26 protein-coding genes are annotated in these 18,537 nt (G+C 43.5%); 7 read left to right on the top strand and 19 right to left on the bottom strand.

The window, feature by feature from the left end:
- Positions 1-10: 10 nt before the first annotated feature.
- The 6 genes from WMO31_RS05490 (at position 11) to WMO31_RS05465 (ending at position 4,372) form a co-directional block, all read left to right on the top strand.
- On the top strand, positions 11-751 hold the full coding sequence (locus WMO31_RS05490; RefSeq protein ID WP_304015515.1) for a tRNA1(Val) (adenine(37)-N6)-methyltransferase: 741 nt from the start codon (positions 11-13) through the stop codon (positions 749-751).
- Positions 748-1,572 (top strand): 16S rRNA (cytidine(1402)-2'-O)-methyltransferase, encoded by an 825-nt coding sequence (rsmI, locus tag WMO31_RS05485; protein ID WP_117847070.1) that lies wholly within the window; start codon positions 748-750, stop codon positions 1,570-1,572. Before WMO31_RS05490 ends, rsmI begins: the two co-directional genes overlap by 4 nt.
- Positions 1,573-2,883, top strand: coding sequence for a bifunctional folylpolyglutamate synthase/dihydrofolate synthase (locus WMO31_RS05480; RefSeq protein ID WP_367999349.1), 1,311 nt, complete (start codon positions 1,573-1,575; stop codon positions 2,881-2,883).
- A 100-nt stretch (positions 2,884-2,983) separates the two neighbouring features.
- A complete protein-coding gene (locus WMO31_RS05475) occupies positions 2,984-3,286 on the top strand; it encodes an STAS domain-containing protein (protein ID WP_021883474.1) in 303 nt (100 codons plus the stop codon).
- Entirely contained in the window at positions 3,283-3,723 is a 441-nt protein-coding gene (spoIIAB, locus tag WMO31_RS05470; protein WP_367999348.1) for an anti-sigma F factor, read from the top strand. Before WMO31_RS05475 ends, spoIIAB begins: the two co-directional genes overlap by 4 nt.
- Complete coding sequence (locus WMO31_RS05465) at positions 3,713-4,372, top strand: sigma-70 family RNA polymerase sigma factor (RefSeq protein ID WP_303806642.1); 660 nt, start codon at positions 3,713-3,715, stop codon at positions 4,370-4,372. The genes spoIIAB and WMO31_RS05465 overlap by 11 nt, the downstream gene beginning before the upstream one ends.
- 112 nt (positions 4,373-4,484) lie before the next feature.
- Here WMO31_RS05465 and WMO31_RS05460 read toward each other — a convergent pair whose 3' ends face one another.
- The 3 genes from WMO31_RS05460 to WMO31_RS05450 all read right to left on the bottom strand — a co-directional run bounded on the left by WMO31_RS05460 (position 4,485) and on the right by WMO31_RS05450 (position 8,574).
- On the bottom strand, positions 4,485-4,994 hold the full coding sequence (locus tag WMO31_RS05460) for a shikimate kinase (protein WP_101070506.1): 510 nt from the start codon (positions 4,992-4,994) through the stop codon (positions 4,485-4,487).
- A 1-nt stretch (position 4,995) separates the two neighbouring features.
- On the bottom strand, positions 4,996-6,438 hold the full coding sequence (pyk, locus tag WMO31_RS05455; RefSeq protein WP_021883478.1) for a pyruvate kinase: 1,443 nt from the start codon (positions 6,436-6,438) through the stop codon (positions 4,996-4,998).
- A gap of 207 nt (positions 6,439-6,645) precedes the next feature.
- Positions 6,646-8,574: a CotH kinase family protein gene (locus tag WMO31_RS05450; protein WP_367999347.1), complete on the bottom strand. Its 1,929-nt coding sequence runs from the start codon at positions 8,572-8,574 to the stop codon at positions 6,646-6,648.
- Between the two features lie 306 nt (positions 8,575-8,880).
- Here WMO31_RS05450 and WMO31_RS05445 point away from each other — a divergent pair, with 306 nt between their 5' ends.
- Positions 8,881-9,828: a cohesin domain-containing protein gene (locus WMO31_RS05445; RefSeq protein WP_303675513.1), complete on the top strand. Its 948-nt coding sequence runs from the start codon at positions 8,881-8,883 to the stop codon at positions 9,826-9,828.
- Between the two features lie 352 nt (positions 9,829-10,180).
- Here the strand turns inward: WMO31_RS05445 and rplQ are convergent, their stop codons facing one another.
- The 16 genes from rplQ to rplF all read right to left on the bottom strand — a co-directional run bounded on the left by rplQ (position 10,181) and on the right by rplF (position 18,534).
- Positions 10,181-10,522, bottom strand: coding sequence for a 50S ribosomal protein L17 (gene rplQ, locus WMO31_RS05440; RefSeq protein WP_015523213.1), 342 nt, complete (start codon positions 10,520-10,522; stop codon positions 10,181-10,183).
- A gap of 72 nt (positions 10,523-10,594) precedes the next feature.
- Entirely contained in the window at positions 10,595-11,548 is a 954-nt protein-coding gene (locus tag WMO31_RS05435) for a DNA-directed RNA polymerase subunit alpha (RefSeq protein WP_015523212.1), read from the bottom strand.
- A 74-nt stretch (positions 11,549-11,622) separates the two neighbouring features.
- Positions 11,623-12,225: a 30S ribosomal protein S4 gene (gene rpsD / locus WMO31_RS05430; RefSeq protein ID WP_015523211.1), complete on the bottom strand. Its 603-nt coding sequence runs from the start codon at positions 12,223-12,225 to the stop codon at positions 11,623-11,625.
- Between the two features lie 26 nt (positions 12,226-12,251).
- A complete protein-coding gene (gene rpsK / locus WMO31_RS05425) occupies positions 12,252-12,653 on the bottom strand; it encodes a 30S ribosomal protein S11 (RefSeq protein WP_015523210.1) in 402 nt (133 codons plus the stop codon).
- A 15-nt stretch (positions 12,654-12,668) separates the two neighbouring features.
- Positions 12,669-13,037, bottom strand: a complete 369-nt coding sequence (rpsM, locus tag WMO31_RS05420; protein WP_015523209.1) for a 30S ribosomal protein S13 — start codon at positions 13,035-13,037, stop codon at positions 12,669-12,671.
- A 54-nt stretch (positions 13,038-13,091) separates the two neighbouring features.
- Positions 13,092-13,205 (bottom strand): 50S ribosomal protein L36, encoded by a 114-nt coding sequence (gene rpmJ, locus WMO31_RS05415; RefSeq protein WP_015523208.1) that lies wholly within the window; start codon positions 13,203-13,205, stop codon positions 13,092-13,094.
- Positions 13,206-13,246: 41 nt separating this feature from the next.
- Positions 13,247-13,465, bottom strand: a complete 219-nt coding sequence (gene infA, locus WMO31_RS05410; protein ID WP_015523207.1) for a translation initiation factor IF-1 — start codon at positions 13,463-13,465, stop codon at positions 13,247-13,249.
- 4 nt (positions 13,466-13,469) lie between these two features.
- Positions 13,470-13,715 (bottom strand): KOW domain-containing RNA-binding protein, encoded by a 246-nt coding sequence (locus WMO31_RS05405; protein ID WP_015523206.1) that lies wholly within the window; start codon positions 13,713-13,715, stop codon positions 13,470-13,472.
- A gap of 10 nt (positions 13,716-13,725) precedes the next feature.
- Positions 13,726-14,478, bottom strand: coding sequence for a type I methionyl aminopeptidase (map, locus tag WMO31_RS05400; protein WP_015523205.1), 753 nt, complete (start codon positions 14,476-14,478; stop codon positions 13,726-13,728).
- 3 nt (positions 14,479-14,481) lie between these two features.
- Complete coding sequence (locus tag WMO31_RS05395; RefSeq protein WP_015523204.1) at positions 14,482-15,114, bottom strand: adenylate kinase; 633 nt, start codon at positions 15,112-15,114, stop codon at positions 14,482-14,484.
- 23 nt (positions 15,115-15,137) lie between these two features.
- Complete coding sequence (secY, locus tag WMO31_RS05390; RefSeq protein ID WP_021883483.1) at positions 15,138-16,448, bottom strand: preprotein translocase subunit SecY; 1,311 nt, start codon at positions 16,446-16,448, stop codon at positions 15,138-15,140.
- Positions 16,449-16,892: a 50S ribosomal protein L15 gene (gene rplO, locus WMO31_RS05385; protein ID WP_015523203.1), complete on the bottom strand. Its 444-nt coding sequence runs from the start codon at positions 16,890-16,892 to the stop codon at positions 16,449-16,451.
- 18 nt (positions 16,893-16,910) lie between these two features.
- Entirely contained in the window at positions 16,911-17,081 is a 171-nt protein-coding gene (rpmD, locus tag WMO31_RS05380; protein WP_015523202.1) for a 50S ribosomal protein L30, read from the bottom strand.
- Positions 17,082-17,098: 17 nt separating this feature from the next.
- A complete protein-coding gene (gene rpsE, locus WMO31_RS05375) occupies positions 17,099-17,596 on the bottom strand; it encodes a 30S ribosomal protein S5 (protein ID WP_021883485.1) in 498 nt (165 codons plus the stop codon).
- Between the two features lie 17 nt (positions 17,597-17,613).
- Positions 17,614-17,973 (bottom strand): 50S ribosomal protein L18, encoded by a 360-nt coding sequence (gene rplR / locus WMO31_RS05370; RefSeq protein ID WP_015523201.1) that lies wholly within the window; start codon positions 17,971-17,973, stop codon positions 17,614-17,616.
- Between the two features lie 18 nt (positions 17,974-17,991).
- A complete protein-coding gene (gene rplF / locus WMO31_RS05365; RefSeq protein ID WP_303828690.1) occupies positions 17,992-18,534 on the bottom strand; it encodes a 50S ribosomal protein L6 in 543 nt (180 codons plus the stop codon).
- Between the last annotated feature and the right edge of the window lie 3 nt (positions 18,535-18,537).

Raw genomic sequence — 18,537 nt, 5'->3', positions numbered from 1 at the left:
GGGAATACCGATGAATAATAAACACCTTGAACCGCTTGGCAGCGGTATTAAAATATATGTGTCAGACAGCTACCGTTTTTCAACGGACACAATTTTACTTGCCGATTTTTCAAAGCAAATCGGTGCAAAAAAATGTGTTGACATCGGCACGGGTTGCGGAACTATTCCGCTTTTGTGGTACAAAAACAACAACCGCCTTGATATCACGGCGGTAGAAATACAGGAGAATGCCTGCAAGCTGTTTTCACAAAGTCTTGAATACAACAATCTTCAGGACAAAATCAGAATTGTAAACTCGGACTTAAAAAAGCTTGACGGTGCATTACCGCTCGGCTCGTTTGACCTTGTTGCCTGCAATCCGCCCTACAAAATCAGCGGAGGCGGAATTACAAATCCCGAGAACGCAAAGCTTGTTGCAAGGCACGAATCCGAATGTACGCTTGACGATGTGTGCCGTTGCGGTTCGTCGCTTTTGCAGTTTGGAGGACGGCTCTGCATTTGTCAACGCCCCGAAAGGCTTGCCGATGCAATGGAGGCAATGCGTAAATATTCGGTTGAGCCGAAAAAATTAAGGCTTGTTCAACAGCGAAAATCAAAAGCCCCGAAGCTCTTTTTGCTTGAAGGCAGAAGGGGCGGCAAAAGGGGATTTCTTGAGGTTATGCCAACCCTGTTTATTGAGGACGAAAGCGGAAACTTTTCCGAAGAAATGCTGAACATCTACGGCAGTTACAAGGAGGACTATATAAATTGAGCGGAATTTTATATGTAACGGGAACGCCGATCGGCAACCTCGGAGATTTTTCACCGAGAGCCGCAGAAACCCTCGAATCGGTTGATTTCATTGCGGCAGAGGACACAAGGGTAACGCTTAAGCTCTTGAATCATTTCGGCATAAAAAAGCCTATGGTGAGCTATTTTGAACACAACAAGCGTGAGCGTGGCGAAATCATCTGCAACAGAATTGAACAGGGCGAAAATTGTGCAATTGTAACGGACGCCGGAATGCCGTGCATTTCCGATCCGGGTGAAGATTTGATAAAGCTCTGCGAGGAGCGTGGAATAAAAACCGTGGTGATTCCCGGGCCGAGTGCCGTGATTTCCGCACTTGCGGTTTCGGGACTTGAAACAGGCAGATTCACATTTGAAGGCTTTTTGAGCGTGAACAAAAAGAGCCGCAACGAGCATCTTGACAGTCTGAAAAACGAACACAGAACAATGATTTTCTATGAAGCACCACACAAGCTTCCGCAAACTCTCCGAGATTTGTACAACTTTTTCGGTGACAGAAAGCTTTCGATTGTTCGTGAACTCACCAAAGTTCACGAAGAAGTAATCCGCACCACAACAAAATATGCTGCGGAAAATTATGCAGACGGCAGTCTGAAGGGCGAATTTGTGCTTGTGCTTGAGGGCAAAAAGCAAGAGGAAAAATCCGAAGAATACACCCTTGAATTTGCGGTTGAAACCGCCCGCAAGCTGATTGAAAACGGTGCAAAGCCCACCGAGGCGGCAAAAGAGGCGGCAAGTATAACAGGCTTTAAGAAAAATGAGATTTACAGGGAGCTGTTGTAAATGACATACGAAAATGCTGTTGAAAAAATTCATTCACTTTTGACATTCGGTTCTCGTCCGGGACTTGGCCGAATGAGAATTTTACTTGACAGGCTCGGAAATCCGCAGGACAGGCTGAAATTTATACACATTGCAGGTACGAACGGCAAAGGCTCGGTTTGTGCTATGCTTTCATCCGCACTTGTTGCGGCAGGCTACAAAACAGGCTTGTTCATTTCACCGTATATCACGGATTTTCGTGAGAGGATACAAATAAACAATTGTATGGTGAGCGAGTCCGTTCTCACGGATGCGGTTGAAAAAACTTTCCCTATTATCGAGCAACTGCGTGAAGAGGGCACAATCATCACAGAATTTGAGTATGTCAACGCTCTTCAATTTTATATACACGCAAATGCAGATTGTGACATTGTTGTTCTTGAAACAGGAATGGGCGGTCTGCTCGACTGCACCAATACTATAAAATCACCGCTTTGTGCCGTTATCACCACAATCGGACTTGACCACACGGCAATTCTCGGTGAAACAATTGAAAAAATTGCACAGCAAAAATGTGGAATCTTCAAGCCCGACTCAATGGCGGTTACTTCAAAGCAGGATATCCGTGCAATGAAGGTTATTGAATCAACTGCAAGAGAAAAGAAAATTCCGCTTGCAACGAGCGAGAGCGTTAATATTGATGTCATCGAAACCACCTTAAAGGGCAGTCGCTTTATGTTTAACGGTGTTGAAATTGACCTTCCGCTTTCGGGTGATCATCAGCTTGAAAATGCAAAAACCGCACTTGCGGCACTTGATATGCTCCGTTGCAATTCTCTGATTTCAATAACAGATGAGCAGATTGCAAACGGTTTTGCAAAGGCTGTCAACCCCGCAAGACTTGAGCTGTTGAGTGAAAAGCCGATTGTTCTGCTTGACGGTGCTCACAATCCTAACGGAATTGAGGCGCTTAAATCGGCAATCCAAAAATTCCTTCCGAATAAGTATATAATTGCAATCACGGGTATGCTTGCCGACAAGGATGTCAGCACTTCGGTAAAACTGCTTGACGGAGTTTTTGACAGAGTTTACACAGTCCCCGTTCACAATCCAAGGGCAATGCACCCTGCAAAGCTTATGCAACAGTATGCAAGATTTGTTGACGATACGGTAACCTTTGAAAGTGCCGAACACGCATTTGATATGGCTTTTGAACAGGCTGAAAAGACCGATTGTGCAGTTGTAATCTGCGGTTCGCTCTACCTTGCAGGCGAAATCCGTCCGTATATTATCAATAAAGTTAAGGCTGAAAACGAATCAGCCGAAAAGTAAATTTTTCGTTACAACAGAATAAAACAAATTTTTTGCTCCGCACTTATTATCATTAAGATAACAGGTGCGGAGCTCTTATTTTTTAGAAGGACTGATAAAATTGCTGAAAACGGAATTTAAAAATAATATTCTCACGGCATACATTGACGGCGAAATTGACCACGATTCGGCGGCAGGAATACGCACAAAAATTGACGCCGCCGTTCAGACAAACAAACCGAAACTTTTGTGCCTTGATTTTTCAAAAGTATCGTTTATGGACTCATCGGGCATAGGTCTTGTAATGGGGCGATACCGCCAGATGAAGCTTGTCGGCGGAGCATTGCGTGTGATTAATATTCCCGACAGATTGTACAGGCTTTTTTCAATGTCGGGACTTGAAAGTTTGGGGGTGTTGAGATGAAAACAGTAAATGAAATGAAACTTTGCGTGCCGTCAAAAAGCTGTAATGACGCTTTTGCACGGTGCGTTGTGTCGGCATTTGTAATGAGCCTTGATCCTACCGTGAACGAACTCAGCGACCTAAAAACCGCTGTGTCCGAGGCTGTGACAAACTGCATTGTTCACGGCTACCGCCACCAAAGCGGAAAAATTTACATAAACGGAAAAATTACCTCTGAAAACAAGGTGATAATCACAATCCGTGACAAAGGCTGCGGAATTTCCGATATTAAAAAGGCAATGGAACCGTTGTTTACAACCGCTCCCGAGGAGGACAGGGCAGGACTCGGCTTTGCAGTTATGCAGAGCTTTTGCGACAAGGTGCGTGTCCGTTCAAAGCCCGACAGCGGAACAACCGTAACTCTTGAAAAAAATATAGGTTCGGAAAATGACCGATAAAAATAAACTTGCCGACAAAAATATGGGACTTGTCCATGCCTGTTGCAAACGATTTTCAGGCAAAGGAATAGAGTACGAAGAACTTTTTGCATCTGGTTGTCTCGGACTCGCAAAGGCGATTAATAACTTTGACGAAAGCCGTAACCTGCAGTTTTCAACCTATGCCTTTCCTGTAATTATGGGCGAAATTAAGCGACTTTTCCGTGACGGCGGTGCAATCAGGGTAAGCCGCACATTAAAGGAGCTTTCACTTGCAATATCAAGACTTAACAATGAAAGCAAGCTGAAAAACGGCAGAGAACTCACCGTGAGCGAGCTTGCCGAAAGGCTTGATACAAGCGAGGAAAAAATCATTGACGCACTCAACAGCACAAGAGTTCCTCTTTCCCTGACTGCCGAATATGACAGCGAGGGCAACCCACAGCTTGATGTTCCTACAGATGATATTCAAGACGAAATCTCGGAACGATTGTCGCTTGAACAGGCAGTAAAATCCCTATGCGACACCGACCGAAAAATAATTCAACTGCGGTACTATCGGAGCAAAACACAAACTCAAACCGCCAAAATTCTTTCCATGACGCAGGTTCAAATCAGTCGGCGGGAAAAGAAAATTCTCACCGCCATTCGGGACAAAATGTCGGTTTAGCACACCGATTTTCCGAATGTGGCGTTCAATGAATCCCTGCATATTTTTATTCATAAAAATTTTCATATTTAACAACAAAAGCGCCCGAATAACGGACGCTTTTACTTTTTCTTTAATTCTGTTTTTCAAGCTTCAGCTTTTCAACAATTGCATCAACCGTGGTTTCGATACTGCTCAGCTCCATTGACACCGTGATATCGGCATACTTTTTATAGAGCGGATAACGCACTCTGTACACATCATCAAGAGTTTCACCCTTACCGAATGCAATGCCTCTTGTTTTGATATTTGTAACTCTGCGCTTGATTTCATCAAGGTCAACATCAATGAAAACTACCTTGCCGTTTTTTCTGAGGTTTTCCATGGCATTTTCACTGAGAACCATTGAACCGCCTGTTGCGATAACGGTCTTGTCGTAGTCAAGCTCTGCACCGATTTTTCCCTCAAGGTGGAGGAAAAAGTCAAGGCCTTCATTATCAAGAATCTCCTGCAACGGCTTTCCTGCCTCTTTGCAGATTATCAAATCTACATCAACAAAGGAATAACCCAGCGCCTTGGCAAGCAACACACCGACTGTGCTTTTGCCCGATCCAGGCATTCCGATTAAAACTATATTTTTCATATTAAAGAATCCTTACATTAAGTGAATCTGTGCTTGAAGTCGGGCAGGTTTTGTTTGATGAAAGCACAACAACCGTGTCACCTTTTTTGACAACGCCTGTGCTGAGTGCCTTTTCCATAGCCTGTTTCGTAATTGAATCAGATGTGCGTTTTTCTTCGCCCATGACAGCCATAACACCCCAGTTAAGACAGAGCTTTCTGCACACAAGCTGTGATGTTGCAACTGCAATAACGGGACAGTCAGGTCTGTAATGAACCATCGCTCTTGCAACTCGACCTGTTGCACTTTCAACAATAATAGCCTTTGCGCCTACTGCCTGTGCAATATTCTTTGCAGCTTTACAGATACTTGATCTGATTGGGTTAGTGTCCTTCATTCCGTGTTCTTCCACATACTCATGAAGTGCGGTAAATTCACCGTTTTCCTCAGCCTCCGAACAAATTGCGTCAAGTGCCTTTACGCTTTCAATCGGGTACTTACCTGCGGCGGATTCTGCCGAAAGCATTACTGCGCTTGTGCCGTCATAAACTGCATTGGCAACATCGCTGATTTCGGCTCTTGTAGGACGGGGAGCCGTTGTCATACTCTCAAGCATCTGGGTTGCAGTGATTACATACTTACCTCTTGAAACAACCTTTCTGATGATTGTTTTCTGAATTTCAGGCAGCTTGATAAACGGAATTTCAACACCCATATCTCCTCGGGCAACCATAATACCGTCTGCGTAATCAATGATTGCGTCCATATCGTCAACACCGCTCTGATTTTCAATCTTTGCGATAATTTCAACATACTCATAGCCGAGGCTGTCAATAAAGTCACGAAGAGTTCTAACATCATCGTGATTGCGGACAAATGATGCAGCAACAACTGTTGCACCGTGGTTAAGACCGAACTCAATGTCCTTTCTATCCTGAGCGCTTACATACGGCATATTGATAAAGTAGCCCGGAATGTTGATACTCTTGCGGTTTTTAAGCACACCGCCCTTGTTTACGGTACAAACGATTGACTCGGGATTTACCGACTTAACGACAAGCGAGATAATACCGTCATCAAGCAAAAGCTCTCTGCCGATTGCCTTTTGACCTTCGGATTCAAAAATATCAACAAGCTTAGGAAACGAAAGGCTTACACCTGTTTCGTCGCCCTCTTCTTTGTTTTTAAAAAGACTGAACTCTGCACCCTCGACAAGTTCAACAGAACCGTCCTTGAATGTGCCGACTCTGACCTCAGGACCCTTTGTATCGAGCAGAATTGCAACATTTTGACCACTCTCTGCAATTGCCTCTTTAAGATTTTTGATTGTAACCTCAAGTCGGTCATAAACGCCGTGTGACATATTGATTCTGGCAACATTCATACCTGCGTCAATCATTTTACGCATCATTTCTTTTGAATCGCAGGCAGGTCCGATGGTACAAACTATCTTAGTTTTTCTCATGATTTCTCCGTCCTTTTAAAATGCTTATATCCTGTTATTGTGCATATGTATAAATCTGTGTAAAAATTTTGATTACACTCATTATATATTATTCACAACACAATTTCAATCTTTGATCTGTAAAATTTTACATTCTGTGGCTTGTACAAAAATTTTCAAAACAATAACAAAAAATCGGGCAGTTTCCTGCCCGATTCTGTGCTTGAATTATACATGATTTACGACAATCTTCTGAATTTGTGTTGCGTCAAGAACGCTGATTTCACCGTCACCGTTTACATCGGCAACATTGAGCTGACTGTCTGTGAGTGTTTCAAGACTTACAATGTACTTCTGAACAAGAGTTGCGTCCATTACAGTAACTTCGCCGTCACCGTCAACATCGCCGATTTTAGCGGAAGGAGTGTACTCGCTAAACCACTTACTGCTGATCCATGCCGCACGGCTTGTCATCCAATCAGCCGCATAGTTATACATATCCGTAAAACTGCCCTGATTGTAGCTTGTCTTAGTGTTACTTACGGTATATGTACCTGTTGTCATATCAAAGTCAGCCTTGTTCATTGATGTGTGGTCACAAATCCAACTGCTCGTTCTTATATGCCAGCCGCTTTTGTAATTCATCGCACCGCTGTCCTTGAGAAGGTCAAAATACTGTGTTTTTGTATAGAATTCGTCAGAGCCCTTGTAAGATGTGGTCTTGCCTGCAAAATAGTTGATTGCAGGAACAAACTGCTCAAACCAGATATTTACGGCAGCCTTATTAACCTGAGTGTTTCTTGAAATGTTGTTAATAATGTTGGTGCTGCTCTGGGAGCGTTTTTGTCTGTCCTTGAATCTGCACCACCAGCCTGAATACTGTGTGTAATCCTTAACGCCGAAGTTCTGAAGATCCCAAGCACTGCCTGCAGCATTACCGAGCGCATTATCGTAGTCCCATACAGGTGAGCCGAAGAACTTATAGTTACCGTCGGAATCCTGCTTATAAACAAAGTAAACGCTTGAAACACCTGAATCCCAGTTTTTACCGAGTTCATTTATAAGCCACAGCTTTGCACATGAATCAACATCAGCATACTGTGAAAGGTCGGAGTCTGCTTTTTTAGCGGCTCTGTAAAAAGCATTATACTTTTCACGGACATAGTTCTTAACTTCATTATAGCCCTTGTCGCCTTCCGAAAGCTCAGGAGCTTTAATTGTAACCTTGATACCGTCATCACATTTTACATAGTAATCTTCACCGTCTACAGCACCGGAATCAACTTCACAAAGGAACGGGAAATCCTTGTTTACATTGCCGTCAGCGTCAAGGTATGCAGTATCGTCAATGTCGTTGACAAGGGCACTCTTACCCACCTCAATTTTTTCGGTCATCTGATATGAACCCCAGTAATAACCGTCTGAGTAGAAATCAACATATCTTGAATCCGAAGCATATGGAGTTCCTACTGCATCTGCAAGGTCATAAAGAAAACGGTTTCTTGTGAGTGAATCATCCTGATAGTTTGCAAGAAGAGAGAACTTTTTGCCCTTTGACATACCGCCGATTGAAACCTTATCGGAATATGTGATGTTGTAAGGCTTCTTAGCCTTGCCCCATGTTGAGTTGCCTCTGCCCTTGATTTTCTTGATTGAAGTATTGTCAATCTTGCCGTTCCTGTCAACAATAGCGCCTGTTGCAGAGGAATAGTTGCTCTTATCCTCGTTAAGATAAGAGATAAGTTCCTTACCGTTGCCGTCAGCGTTGCTGTTGTTTACATAGATTGCAGACTCGGCAGAGGACTTTAAGAATGTGAGGGAATAGGTTTTTCCGTCGGCAGTAACATTGCCTGCCTTATCAATTGTGTACGAAACCTCTCTCGACTCGCCTGACGGTATAGTTACATTATTAACCGTAACGCTTTTTGAATATGCGTTATAAAGCTCAACGCTTGTTGACGAAACACTGCTTGGAAGGAAGAAATACTTCCTATTAGTATTCAATTCCTCCATATCCTCGTTGTGTTTACATTGCCATGCAACCCATGCGTCAGAATCGTCAGAACCGCTTACTGCGTGTGCATAAAGTGCATTCTGAGTTTTAAATGAAAGAGTCGGTGTTGATGTTTGAGCGGCAGAAACAGAAAATACCGACATACCGCCAACGGTCATCAAACCAGCAAGTACAATTGAAATCGCTTTTTTGTTGTCCTCACTATAATCACTCCTAAAAAATTATATCAATAAGGAACTTTTAGATATGTTCACAAAAAGTTCACTTGTTAATCACATACGTCAAAATTATTGTACCATTTGCATAAAATTAATACAAGTAATTTTTCAATATATAACGGTACAATTTTGCGAAATTTCTTTATTTTCGTTGATTAATTTGATATAATATTATGGTAAAGATACGGTAACACTTACAGAATTTTTAAATCACATTAAGGAAGTGGCATAATGCGTAACTACGGCAAAAAGAAAAACTATTGTCTTATTGCGGCACTTGCATCACTTGTGGCTTTTTCAACTATGGCTGCAAGCGTTATGAGTGGTTGCGGAGAAAATTCGGATGAACAGAAAGCAACAGAGATTGTTCACGAAACACGCATAGATACTCAGATTGAAACAAAAATTGAAACATACACCGAGGTTGTAACAGACGCTCAGGGCAACACTGAATATGTTAAAGAAACAAAAGCTGTGCCTGTAAACAACAACGCCGGCGGCAACAGCAAGTCAGGCGATTCAGGCAATAACTCCGAAAACTCAGGCGGCAGTTCTTCAGGCAAAAATTCAAACAGTCAGCAGAGTTCCGTTATTGAAAAAAGTGAAACGAGCAAAACTATTAACAACAGTTCTTCAAAAACAGACTCAGGCAAAACTAATAACAACAGTAATAAGAATAATAACAACAGCAATAAAAATAACAACAGCAACAAAAATAATAACAGTTCATCTTCAAAGTCGGATTCATCAAAATCTGATAACAACAGCAAGTCGCTTAAAATCGGCGGCAAAACATTCAATGTCGGTGACACAATTGTATGCACATACAATCTGACAACACCGGCAGTTCTCGAAAACTATCAGGCAAGGATCAAATATGATTCATCAAAGCTTACCTGCAAAAGTGCAAAAATGTCTGAACCCGCCAAAAACGGAGCTATGCTCAACATAAAGATTGCCGGAGAGATTTCTTTAAGCGGCGTCAACATCGGTGACGGTTATGACTACACGAACGGCGGTACGTTTATGACCGTAGTATATGAAGTTAAAGGCGGCGGCTCAACATCACCAAGTTATCACTGGGAAGTAGCCTGCAGAGCAAGCGACAGTAAGAACCTTATCGACAAAAAGGGTAAGCCTGCGAGCGGTTTTAAGCTCAGCTCATCTTATAAAGATTAGGTTGCCAACTAAAAATTGAATTGCTTTTAAAATCGTAAAATGAGGCTGTGAAGAAATGAAGTTTAAGACTTCGTTCTTCACAGCCTGACTTGTTTGTACAAAAGCACGGCGCACCCCCGTTTCCTGTTCGTGAATACAGTTTGACAAATAAAAAGCATTTATGCCCGAGCGTATTATTGTAGTTGTTCATACAATTTCAATACAGCACCGTACCGTGTTCGCCTGCTGATGAACTTTTTGGGCTCTATAATAAAAGTCGGGGTAGTAAAAGAGCCTACATTTTGAAACAAACGCAAAAACTCCCGACTAAAAAGTCGGGAGTCAAATTGAACTTGTATTAACTTAAAAAGAATTAAACGAGCTCGATAATTGCCATTTCAGCGGCGTCACCACGACGGGGACCGATTTTAGTAACTCTTGTATAGCCACCGTTTCTATCGCTGTATTTTGGAGCAATTTCCTTAAAGAGCTTGCTTGTAACATCTTCCTTAGTAACAAAAGCCAAAACAAGGCGTCTGTTGTGAAGAGTATCTTCTTTAGCTGTAGTAATCATCTTCTCTGCCATAGCCTGAACTTCCTTGGCACGAGTAAGAGTTGTTTCAATTTTGCCGTTTTCCAAAAGGAAAGTAACCATAGCACGAAGCATTGCAGTTCTCTGTGCAGTAGTTCTTCCTAATTTTCTTGTACCTGGCATTTCTTTCACTCCTTTACCGTTGAGTTTGTTGGTAAGAATTTGACAGAATAGCCTGTCAAAGACTTTGGGAAGTTATTCGTCTTCCTTCTGAAGACTAAAACCGAGAGAATTGAGCTTCTGTACAACTTCCTCGAGAGATTTTCTACCGAGGTTACGCACTTTCATCATATCCTCTTCGGACTTGTTGATCAAATCCTCTACCGTGTTAATGCCTGCACGCTTGAGGCAGTTGAAAGAACGAACTGAAAGATCAAGATCTTCAATTGTCATTTCAAGAATCTTTTCCTTACCCTTGTCATCCTTCTCAACCATAACTTCAGCACTTGAAGCTTTGTCGGAAAGGTTAACAAAAAGGTTAAGGTGTTCGGTAAGAACCTTTGCTGCAAGAGAAACAGCCTCCTGAGCATTGATAACTCCGTTTGTCCAAACATCCAAAGTGAGCTTGTCATAGTCAGTAATCTGACCTACACGAGTGTTATCAACTGTATAGTTTACCTTTAACACGGGAGTATAAATCGAATCAATCGGCAAAACGCCAATAACATTGTTGCCGCTTAACTGCTTGTTGCGCTCTGAAGGAATATATCCTCTGCCCTTGTCAACTGTGATTTCCATATTGAGCTTAGCACCCTCACCGAGTGTAGCAATATGGAGTTCAGGGTTGAGAATTTCAACCTCATCATCACATTTGATGTCGGCAGCCTTTACCTCACAGGGACCCTCGGCTGCAATTTCTATAACCTTGGGACTTGTTTCATGGAGCTTTGCAACAAGACTTTTCATATTAAGAACAATTTCCGTAACGTCTTCCTTTACGCCGGGAATAGTTGAAAATTCGTGAAGAACGCCGTCAATCTTGATTGATGTAACAGCACAGCCTTCAAGAGAGGAAAGCAGCACACGGCGCAAACTGTTGCCGAGTGTGTTGCCGAAACCACGCTCGAGCGGTTCAACAACAAACTTGCCGTACTTTCCATCCTCGGTTAATTCCTCGGTTTCAATTCTTGGCTTTTCAATTTCTATCATTCGCGAATCCTCCTAAACATTATGCGACTGCAAAAGCAGCCCATCTGTGTGTAATCTGCCTGTGAAATATAAGATTACTTGGAGTACAACTCAACGATGAGGTGTTCTTCAACAGGAAAGTCGATGTCTTCTCTCTGGGGAGCTGCAACAACCTTGCCACCGAGAAGGTTTTCGTTCTTCTCAAGCCACTTTGGTGTTACAATTGAAGATGTTTCGCCCTCTGCGATTGCCTTGAATCTTGCAGTTGAACGGCTCTTCTCCTTAACTTCGATTACATCGCCAACCTTAACAAGGTATGAAGGAATGTTTACCTTCTTACCGTTTACGGTAAAGTGGCTGTGACTAACAAGCTGTCTTGCTTCTCTTCTTGTAGCTGCAAGACCGAGTCTGAAGATAACATTGTCAAGTCTTCTTTCAATAAGTGTAAGCAATACAGCACCTGTCTTACCCTCAGCTTTTTCAGCTTTTTCGTAGTAAGCTCTGAACTGCTTCTCCATGATGCCGTAGATAAATTTTACCTTCTGCTTCTCAGTGAGCTGCATGCTGTATTCGCTCTTTTTTCTTCTCATCTTACCGCCGGGATTTCTGTTGGAAGTCTTCTTGGAATAACCCATAACTGCGGGTGAAATGCCAAGAGCTCTGCAACGCTTAGCGATAGGCTGCATATTTTTAGCCATAGTAGAATTTTCCTCCTTTTAAAATACTATACACGTCTTCTCTTTGGAGGACGGCATCCGTTGTGCGGGATTGGAGTAACATCCTTAATCATTGTTACCTCAAGACCTGCAGTCTGCAATGCACGGATTGCAGCTTCACGACCCTGACCGGGACCCTTTACATATACTTCAACATACTTCATGCCGTGTTCCATTGCTGCCTTTGCAGCTGTCTCGGCTGCTGACTGAGCGGCAAACGGAGTTGACTTCTTTGAACCTCTGAAACCGAGCTCGCCTGCGCTTGCCCACGAAACAGCGTTGCCCTGTGTATCGGAAATAGTAACAATTGTGTTGTTAAATGTAGACTGGATATGCGCTGCGCCTTTTTCAATGTGCTTGCGTTCACGGCGACGGCGGATAACCTTCTTACCACCCTTTGGTGCTGCCATAGTCCTTTGCCCTCCTTACTTCTTCTTATTAGCCATGGTTTTACGGGGACCCTTACGAGTACGAGCGTTAGTCTTTGAACGCTGACCTCTTACAGGAAGTCCTTTTCTGTGGCGAACGCCACGGTAACAACCAATATCAATAAGTCTTTTAATATCATAAGCGATGTCACGGCGAAGGTCACCTTCAACGCGGCAGTGATGCTCGATGTATTCTCTGAGCTTTGCAATATCTTCTTCTGTCAAATCTCTGACACGAGTGTCCGGATTAACACCTGTTGCAGCAATAATGTCGTCTGCAGTCTTACGGCCGATACCGTAGATATAGGTCAAACCAATCTCAACTCTTTTATCTCTCGGTAAGTCAACACCTGCTATACGAGCCATATAGTTGCACCTCCATATAAATTCTAAAATATAGTTTTGTTTTCGTTAGGTAAATTAACCCTGGCGCTGCTTGTGCTTGGGGTTTTCGCAAATAACTAAAATCTTACCTTTTCTTTTGATTACTTTGCACTTGTCGCACATTTTCTTTACTGAAGGTCTGACTTTCATGTATAATCATTCCTTTCTAAAAAGTCGTGTTTTTACCCGAATTATTTCGTTCTCCAGGTAATTCTGCCTCTTGTCAGGTCATAGGGGGACATTTCCACCTTTACCTTATCGCCCGGCAATATGCGAATGAAGTTCATTCTCAGTTTGCCTGAAATAACAGCTAATATCACGTGACCGTTCGGCAACTCTACCTTAAACTGTGCGTTCGGTAAAGCTTCCTTAACAATACCTTCAATTTCGATTACATCCTGTTTTGACATATTGTCAACCCTCGCTCTTTCTAAAATTGTTCAAAATTTTTCTTATCTGCGGATTGGTCTTGATTGAACCCTCTATCACGGTTCCTGTAGGAGAAATATGAATAAGCTTTTTCTTTTTAGGCTTCTCAACCTTTCTTCGCTTTCCGTCTGCAATGTAAGCAAAAACGGAATCGCAGTCGAGAACAACAAAAAAGCCGTTCTTTTCCCTTCCTGCCACAGCCTTTACGATACTGCCTTTTACTGTGTTCATAAAATCACCTTTAATCGCACAAAGTCATAATTTTAGGTCCGTCAGGAGTTATTGCAACAGTATGTTCAAAATGAGCTGAAAGCTTTCCGTCAGCAGTGACGGTAGTCCATTTGTCATCAAGAACACGCACATTGCACCTGCCCTGGTTCACCATGGGTTCAATGGCAATAGTCATACCCGGAATAAGCCGCACTCCTCTGTGAGCAGTGCCGTAATTGGGTACGCTTGGGTCTTCGTGCAGTTTCGCACCTACGCCGTGGCCGACAAAATCTCGTACCACCGAGTAACTGCGAGCTTCGACATACTTCTGAACAGCGTTGCCTATGTCACCGACACGGTTGAAGGCAAGAGCCTGTTTAATTCCCTCATACAGACTCTCTTTTGTGGCGTCAAGCAAAGCCTGTGCGTCTGCACTGATTTTGCCGCAGGGGAATGTAAAGGCGTTGTCGCCGTGAAATCCCCCGTAGAAAGCGCCAACATCCACGCTTACTATGTCGCCCTCTTTTAAAACGAGTTCTTTACTGGGTATGCCATGGATAACCACATTGTTAACGGAAATGCACGCACTCGCAGGAAAGCCGCCGTAACCGAGAAACGAGGGAACTGCTCCCTGTTTCTCGATGTATGAGCGGACAATGTTATCTATTTCATAAGTAGTAACGCCGGGCTTTACAGCCTCTCCCGCAACACGCAATGCCTCGGCAGAAATTCTGCAGGCATCTTTCATTTTTGAAAGTTCCCGTGCTGTCTTAACTACAACCATGAATTAAGCCTCAATACCTTCAAGGATAGCCTTTGTAGTAGCTTCTACATCGTCCTGTCCTTTTACAGTAACAAGCTTACCCTGCTTCTCATAGTAAGAAACGAGGGGCTCGGTCTCTTTGTGATATGTTTCGAGACGAGCAAGCACGGTATCGGGGTGGTCGTCCTTGCGCTGAACAAGGGTGCCGCCGCAATCGTCACAAACACCTTCCTTTTTGGGCTTTAAAGTCACAATGTGGAAAGGTCTGCCACAATTTTCGCAAACACGGCGTCCGGACATACGGTTGATGATTTTTTCATCAGAAATGTCGATGTTGATGACATGCTGAATCTCAACACCCATATTATCCAGAGCCTCAGCCTGAGGAATAGTTCTTGGAAAACCGTCAAGAATGAAACCCTTCTTGCAGTCATCGGCAGAAAGTCTTTCCTTTACAATACCAATTACTACTTCGTCGGGAACAAGCTTGCCTTCATCCATAAAGGATTTAGCCTTCAAGCCCATCTCAGTGCCGTTTTTCAGCGCTTCACGGATCATGTTTCCGGTTGAAATTGTGGGAATACCAAAGTGTTCACAAAGTACAGCAGCCTGTGTGCCTTTACCTGCACCCGGAGCACCTAACATGATAATGTTCATCTATTATACTCCTTTTTTCTCAATTAGTCAAGAAAACCTTTGTAATGACGCATCATCATTTGTGACTCGAGCTGTTTAACAGTTTCAAGAGCAACACCAACTACGATGATGATTGATGTACCACCGATTGACATCTGTCCCATTCCGGAAGCAGCGCCGTAGATAAGCGGAATCATAGCGATAACAGCAAGGAACATTGCACCGATTAAAGTGATTCTTGACAAAATCTTTCTGATATAATCAGCTGTCGGAGCACCCGGGCGAATACCGGGAACTGTGCCGTTATTAGCTTTAAGATTGTTAGCCATTTCAACAGGGTTGTACTGAATTGATGTATAGAAATAAGCGAACATTATAATGAACAAGAAATAAAGTACCATGTACAGCCAGCCTGTGGTGCTGAATGCTGCAAAGAATGCACCCCAGAAACCTTCTCCTGCAGGAATCTTGAGGAAGAGGTTGATTGTACTTGGAATTGAAAGAATTGAGCTTGCAAAGATGATTGGAAGAACGCCGCCGAGAGCAACCTTGATAGGAAGGTGGCTTGACTGACCGCCGTACATCTTTCTGCCCACAACACGCTTAGCATACTGAATCGGGATTCTTCTTTCGCTGTCCTGCATGAATGTGATAATCCATACAACAGCAACAAAGAGAACTACCCAGAGAGGTACGAGGAAGAAGAACTGTGTGCTGCCGTTAACAGCAAGGTTCCAGTACTGACCGAGTGTGTTGATAATCTGTGGGAACTGAGCAACGATACCTGCAAAAAGGAGAATGGAAATACCGTTTCCGATGCCGTGGCTGTTGATCTGTTCACCGAGCCACATCATAACCGCCGTACCTGCGGTAAAAACAAGGATGATTACGATAGCAGAGAACCAAAGTTCAAAACCGCTGTTGTAAAGTGTTACCTTGCTGTTGAGAAGGTAGAAGTAATATGCAGTACCCTGAATAATACCAAGACCGACTGTTACATAACGAGTGATAGCACTGATTTTGCGTCTGCCGGCTTCGCCTTCTCTTGCCAATCTCTCCAGAGGAGGAATAGCAACGCAGAGGAGCTGGATGATGATTGAGCTGTTGATATAAGGGGTGATACCCATTGCAAACAATGTTGCGTTGGAGAATGCACCGCCTGAGAGTGTATTCATATAAGAAAGCATTGTGTTAGACCAGTCATCCGGATTCATAACACTTCTGAGAGCCGCAGTGTCCAAGAATGGAACCTGAATAACCGAGCCGATTCTGAATACAACAATGATTAAGAGAGTAAATAAAATTTTCTTTCTTAAATCGGGGAGTGACCAAGCATTTTTGATGGTTTTAAACACTTAGATCACCTCTGCCTTTCCGCCCGCAGCCTCAATTGCAGCTTTAGCTGATTCGGAAAAAGCAGAAACCTTTACTGTAAGTTTTTTGTCAAGCTTACCGTTGCCAAGAATTTTAACAGCATCAAAGCCGTTCTTAACAACGCCTGCATTAACAAGAGCCTCAATATCTACTGTCGCACCGTCTTCAAACTTTCTGTTCAAAGTGCTGAGGTTTACTGCTGCTACAGCTTTTGCAAAAATGTTGTTGAAACCTCTTTTAGGGATACGACGCTGTAAAGGCATCTGACCGCCCTCAAATCCGGGACGGATGCTGCCGCCTGAACGAGCCTTCTGGCCCTTATGACCTTTACCGGAAGTTTTGCCCCAGCCCGAGCCGTGACCTCTGCCGATTCTCTTTGAGTCCTTCTTAGAACCCTCAACAGGAGAAAGTTCATGTAACTTCATTAGTTCGCACCTCCTTGCTTATGCTTCACTAACCTCTACGAGGTGGATGATTTTTGCTACCTTACCCTTAGTCTGAGCGTTATCGGGCTGAGTTGTAACATCACCGATTTTCTTAAGACCGAGAGCGTGGGCGGTTGCAATCTGATCCTTCTTAGAGCCGATAAGACTCTTTACTAACTTAATTGTCATAATTTACAACCTCCCTATTAAAGAATTTCTTTAACGGATTTACCGCGGATTGCAGCAACTTCTTCAGCATTTCTTAATGCGCCAAGACCTGCAAGAGTAGCTCTAACTACATTACAGGGATTGTTGGAACGAAGAGCCTTTGTTCTGATGTCCTTGATACCTACTGCTTCAACAACGGCACGAACAGGACCGCCGGCAATAACACCGGTACCGGGAGCTGCGGGCTTCATAAGAACTCTGCCTGCACCGAACTCACCGATTACTTCGTGAGGGATTGTTGTACCTCTGAGTGAAACCTTCATGAGGTTCTTCTTAGCATCCTCAATACCCTTGCGGATAGCGTCGGGTACTTCGCCTGCTTTACCGATACCGAAACCAACTGTTCCGTTACCGTCGCCTACAACTACGAGAGCTGCAAACTTGAAAATACGACCGCCTTTAACTGTTTTAGAAACACGGTTAATAGTAACTACTCTTTCTTTTAATTCGCCTGTTACTTCTACTGTTTTAGCCAAAGTTATTCCTCCAATCCTTAGAAATTGAGGCCGCCCTCACGGGCGCCTTCGGCCAATTCCTTAACACGGCCGTGATATATGTTACCGCCTCTGTCGAATACAACATCAACGATATTCTTTTCTTTTGCACGCTCAGCAACGAGCTTGCCAACAGCCTTAGCTGCCTCTTTGTTTCCGCCATTGCCTGTGATTTCCTTATCAAGGCTTGAAGCCTGAGCAAGTGTAACACCGGCTACATCGTCAATAATCTGAGCATAGATGTTGCTTGTGGAGCGGAATACGCAAAGACGAGGACAAGAAGCTGTACCGCTGATCTTGCTGCGGACTCTCTTATGGCGTTTTGCGCGTGCCTTTTTTGTATCTGGTCTGCTTACCATTAATTATTCACTCCTTAATTATTTGCCCTTACCGGCCTTGCCTTCCTTGCGGCGGATAACTTCATCAGCGTACTTAATACCCTTGCCCTTATATGGCTCCGGAGGACGCTTTTCTCTTACTTCGGCAGCAAACTGACCAACCTTTTGCTTATCAATGCCGGAGATGATGATTTTGTTAGGATCGGGAACTTCAATCTTGATGTCCTCTGTATCCTCAACGATAACCTGGTGTGAATAACCAAGGTTCATAACGCACTTGCTACCCTGCTTCTGAACACGGTAACCAACGCCGTTAACCTCAAGAGTCTTTGAATAACCCTCTGTAACACCGATAACCATATTATGGATAAGTGTTCTTGTAAGGCCGTGAAGTGAACGGTTTTCCTTTGCGTCGTTAGGACGTGTAACCTCGATTACATCGCCCTTGATTTCAACAGTCATAGCAGGATTAAACTTGAAATCAAGTGTACCCTTAGGACCTTTAACTGTGATAACGCCGTTGTCAACTGAAGCTGTAACGCCGGCGGGAATATTTATAGGTTTTCTTCCAATTCGAGACATTTA

The sequence above is a fragment of the Ruminococcoides intestinale genome, assembly GCF_040095935.1.
GTDB lineage: Bacteria > Bacillota > Clostridia > Oscillospirales > Acutalibacteraceae > Ruminococcoides > Ruminococcoides intestinale.
The sequence above is the reverse complement of the archived record's forward strand: the minus strand, read 5'-3'. Positions and strand labels throughout refer to the sequence as shown.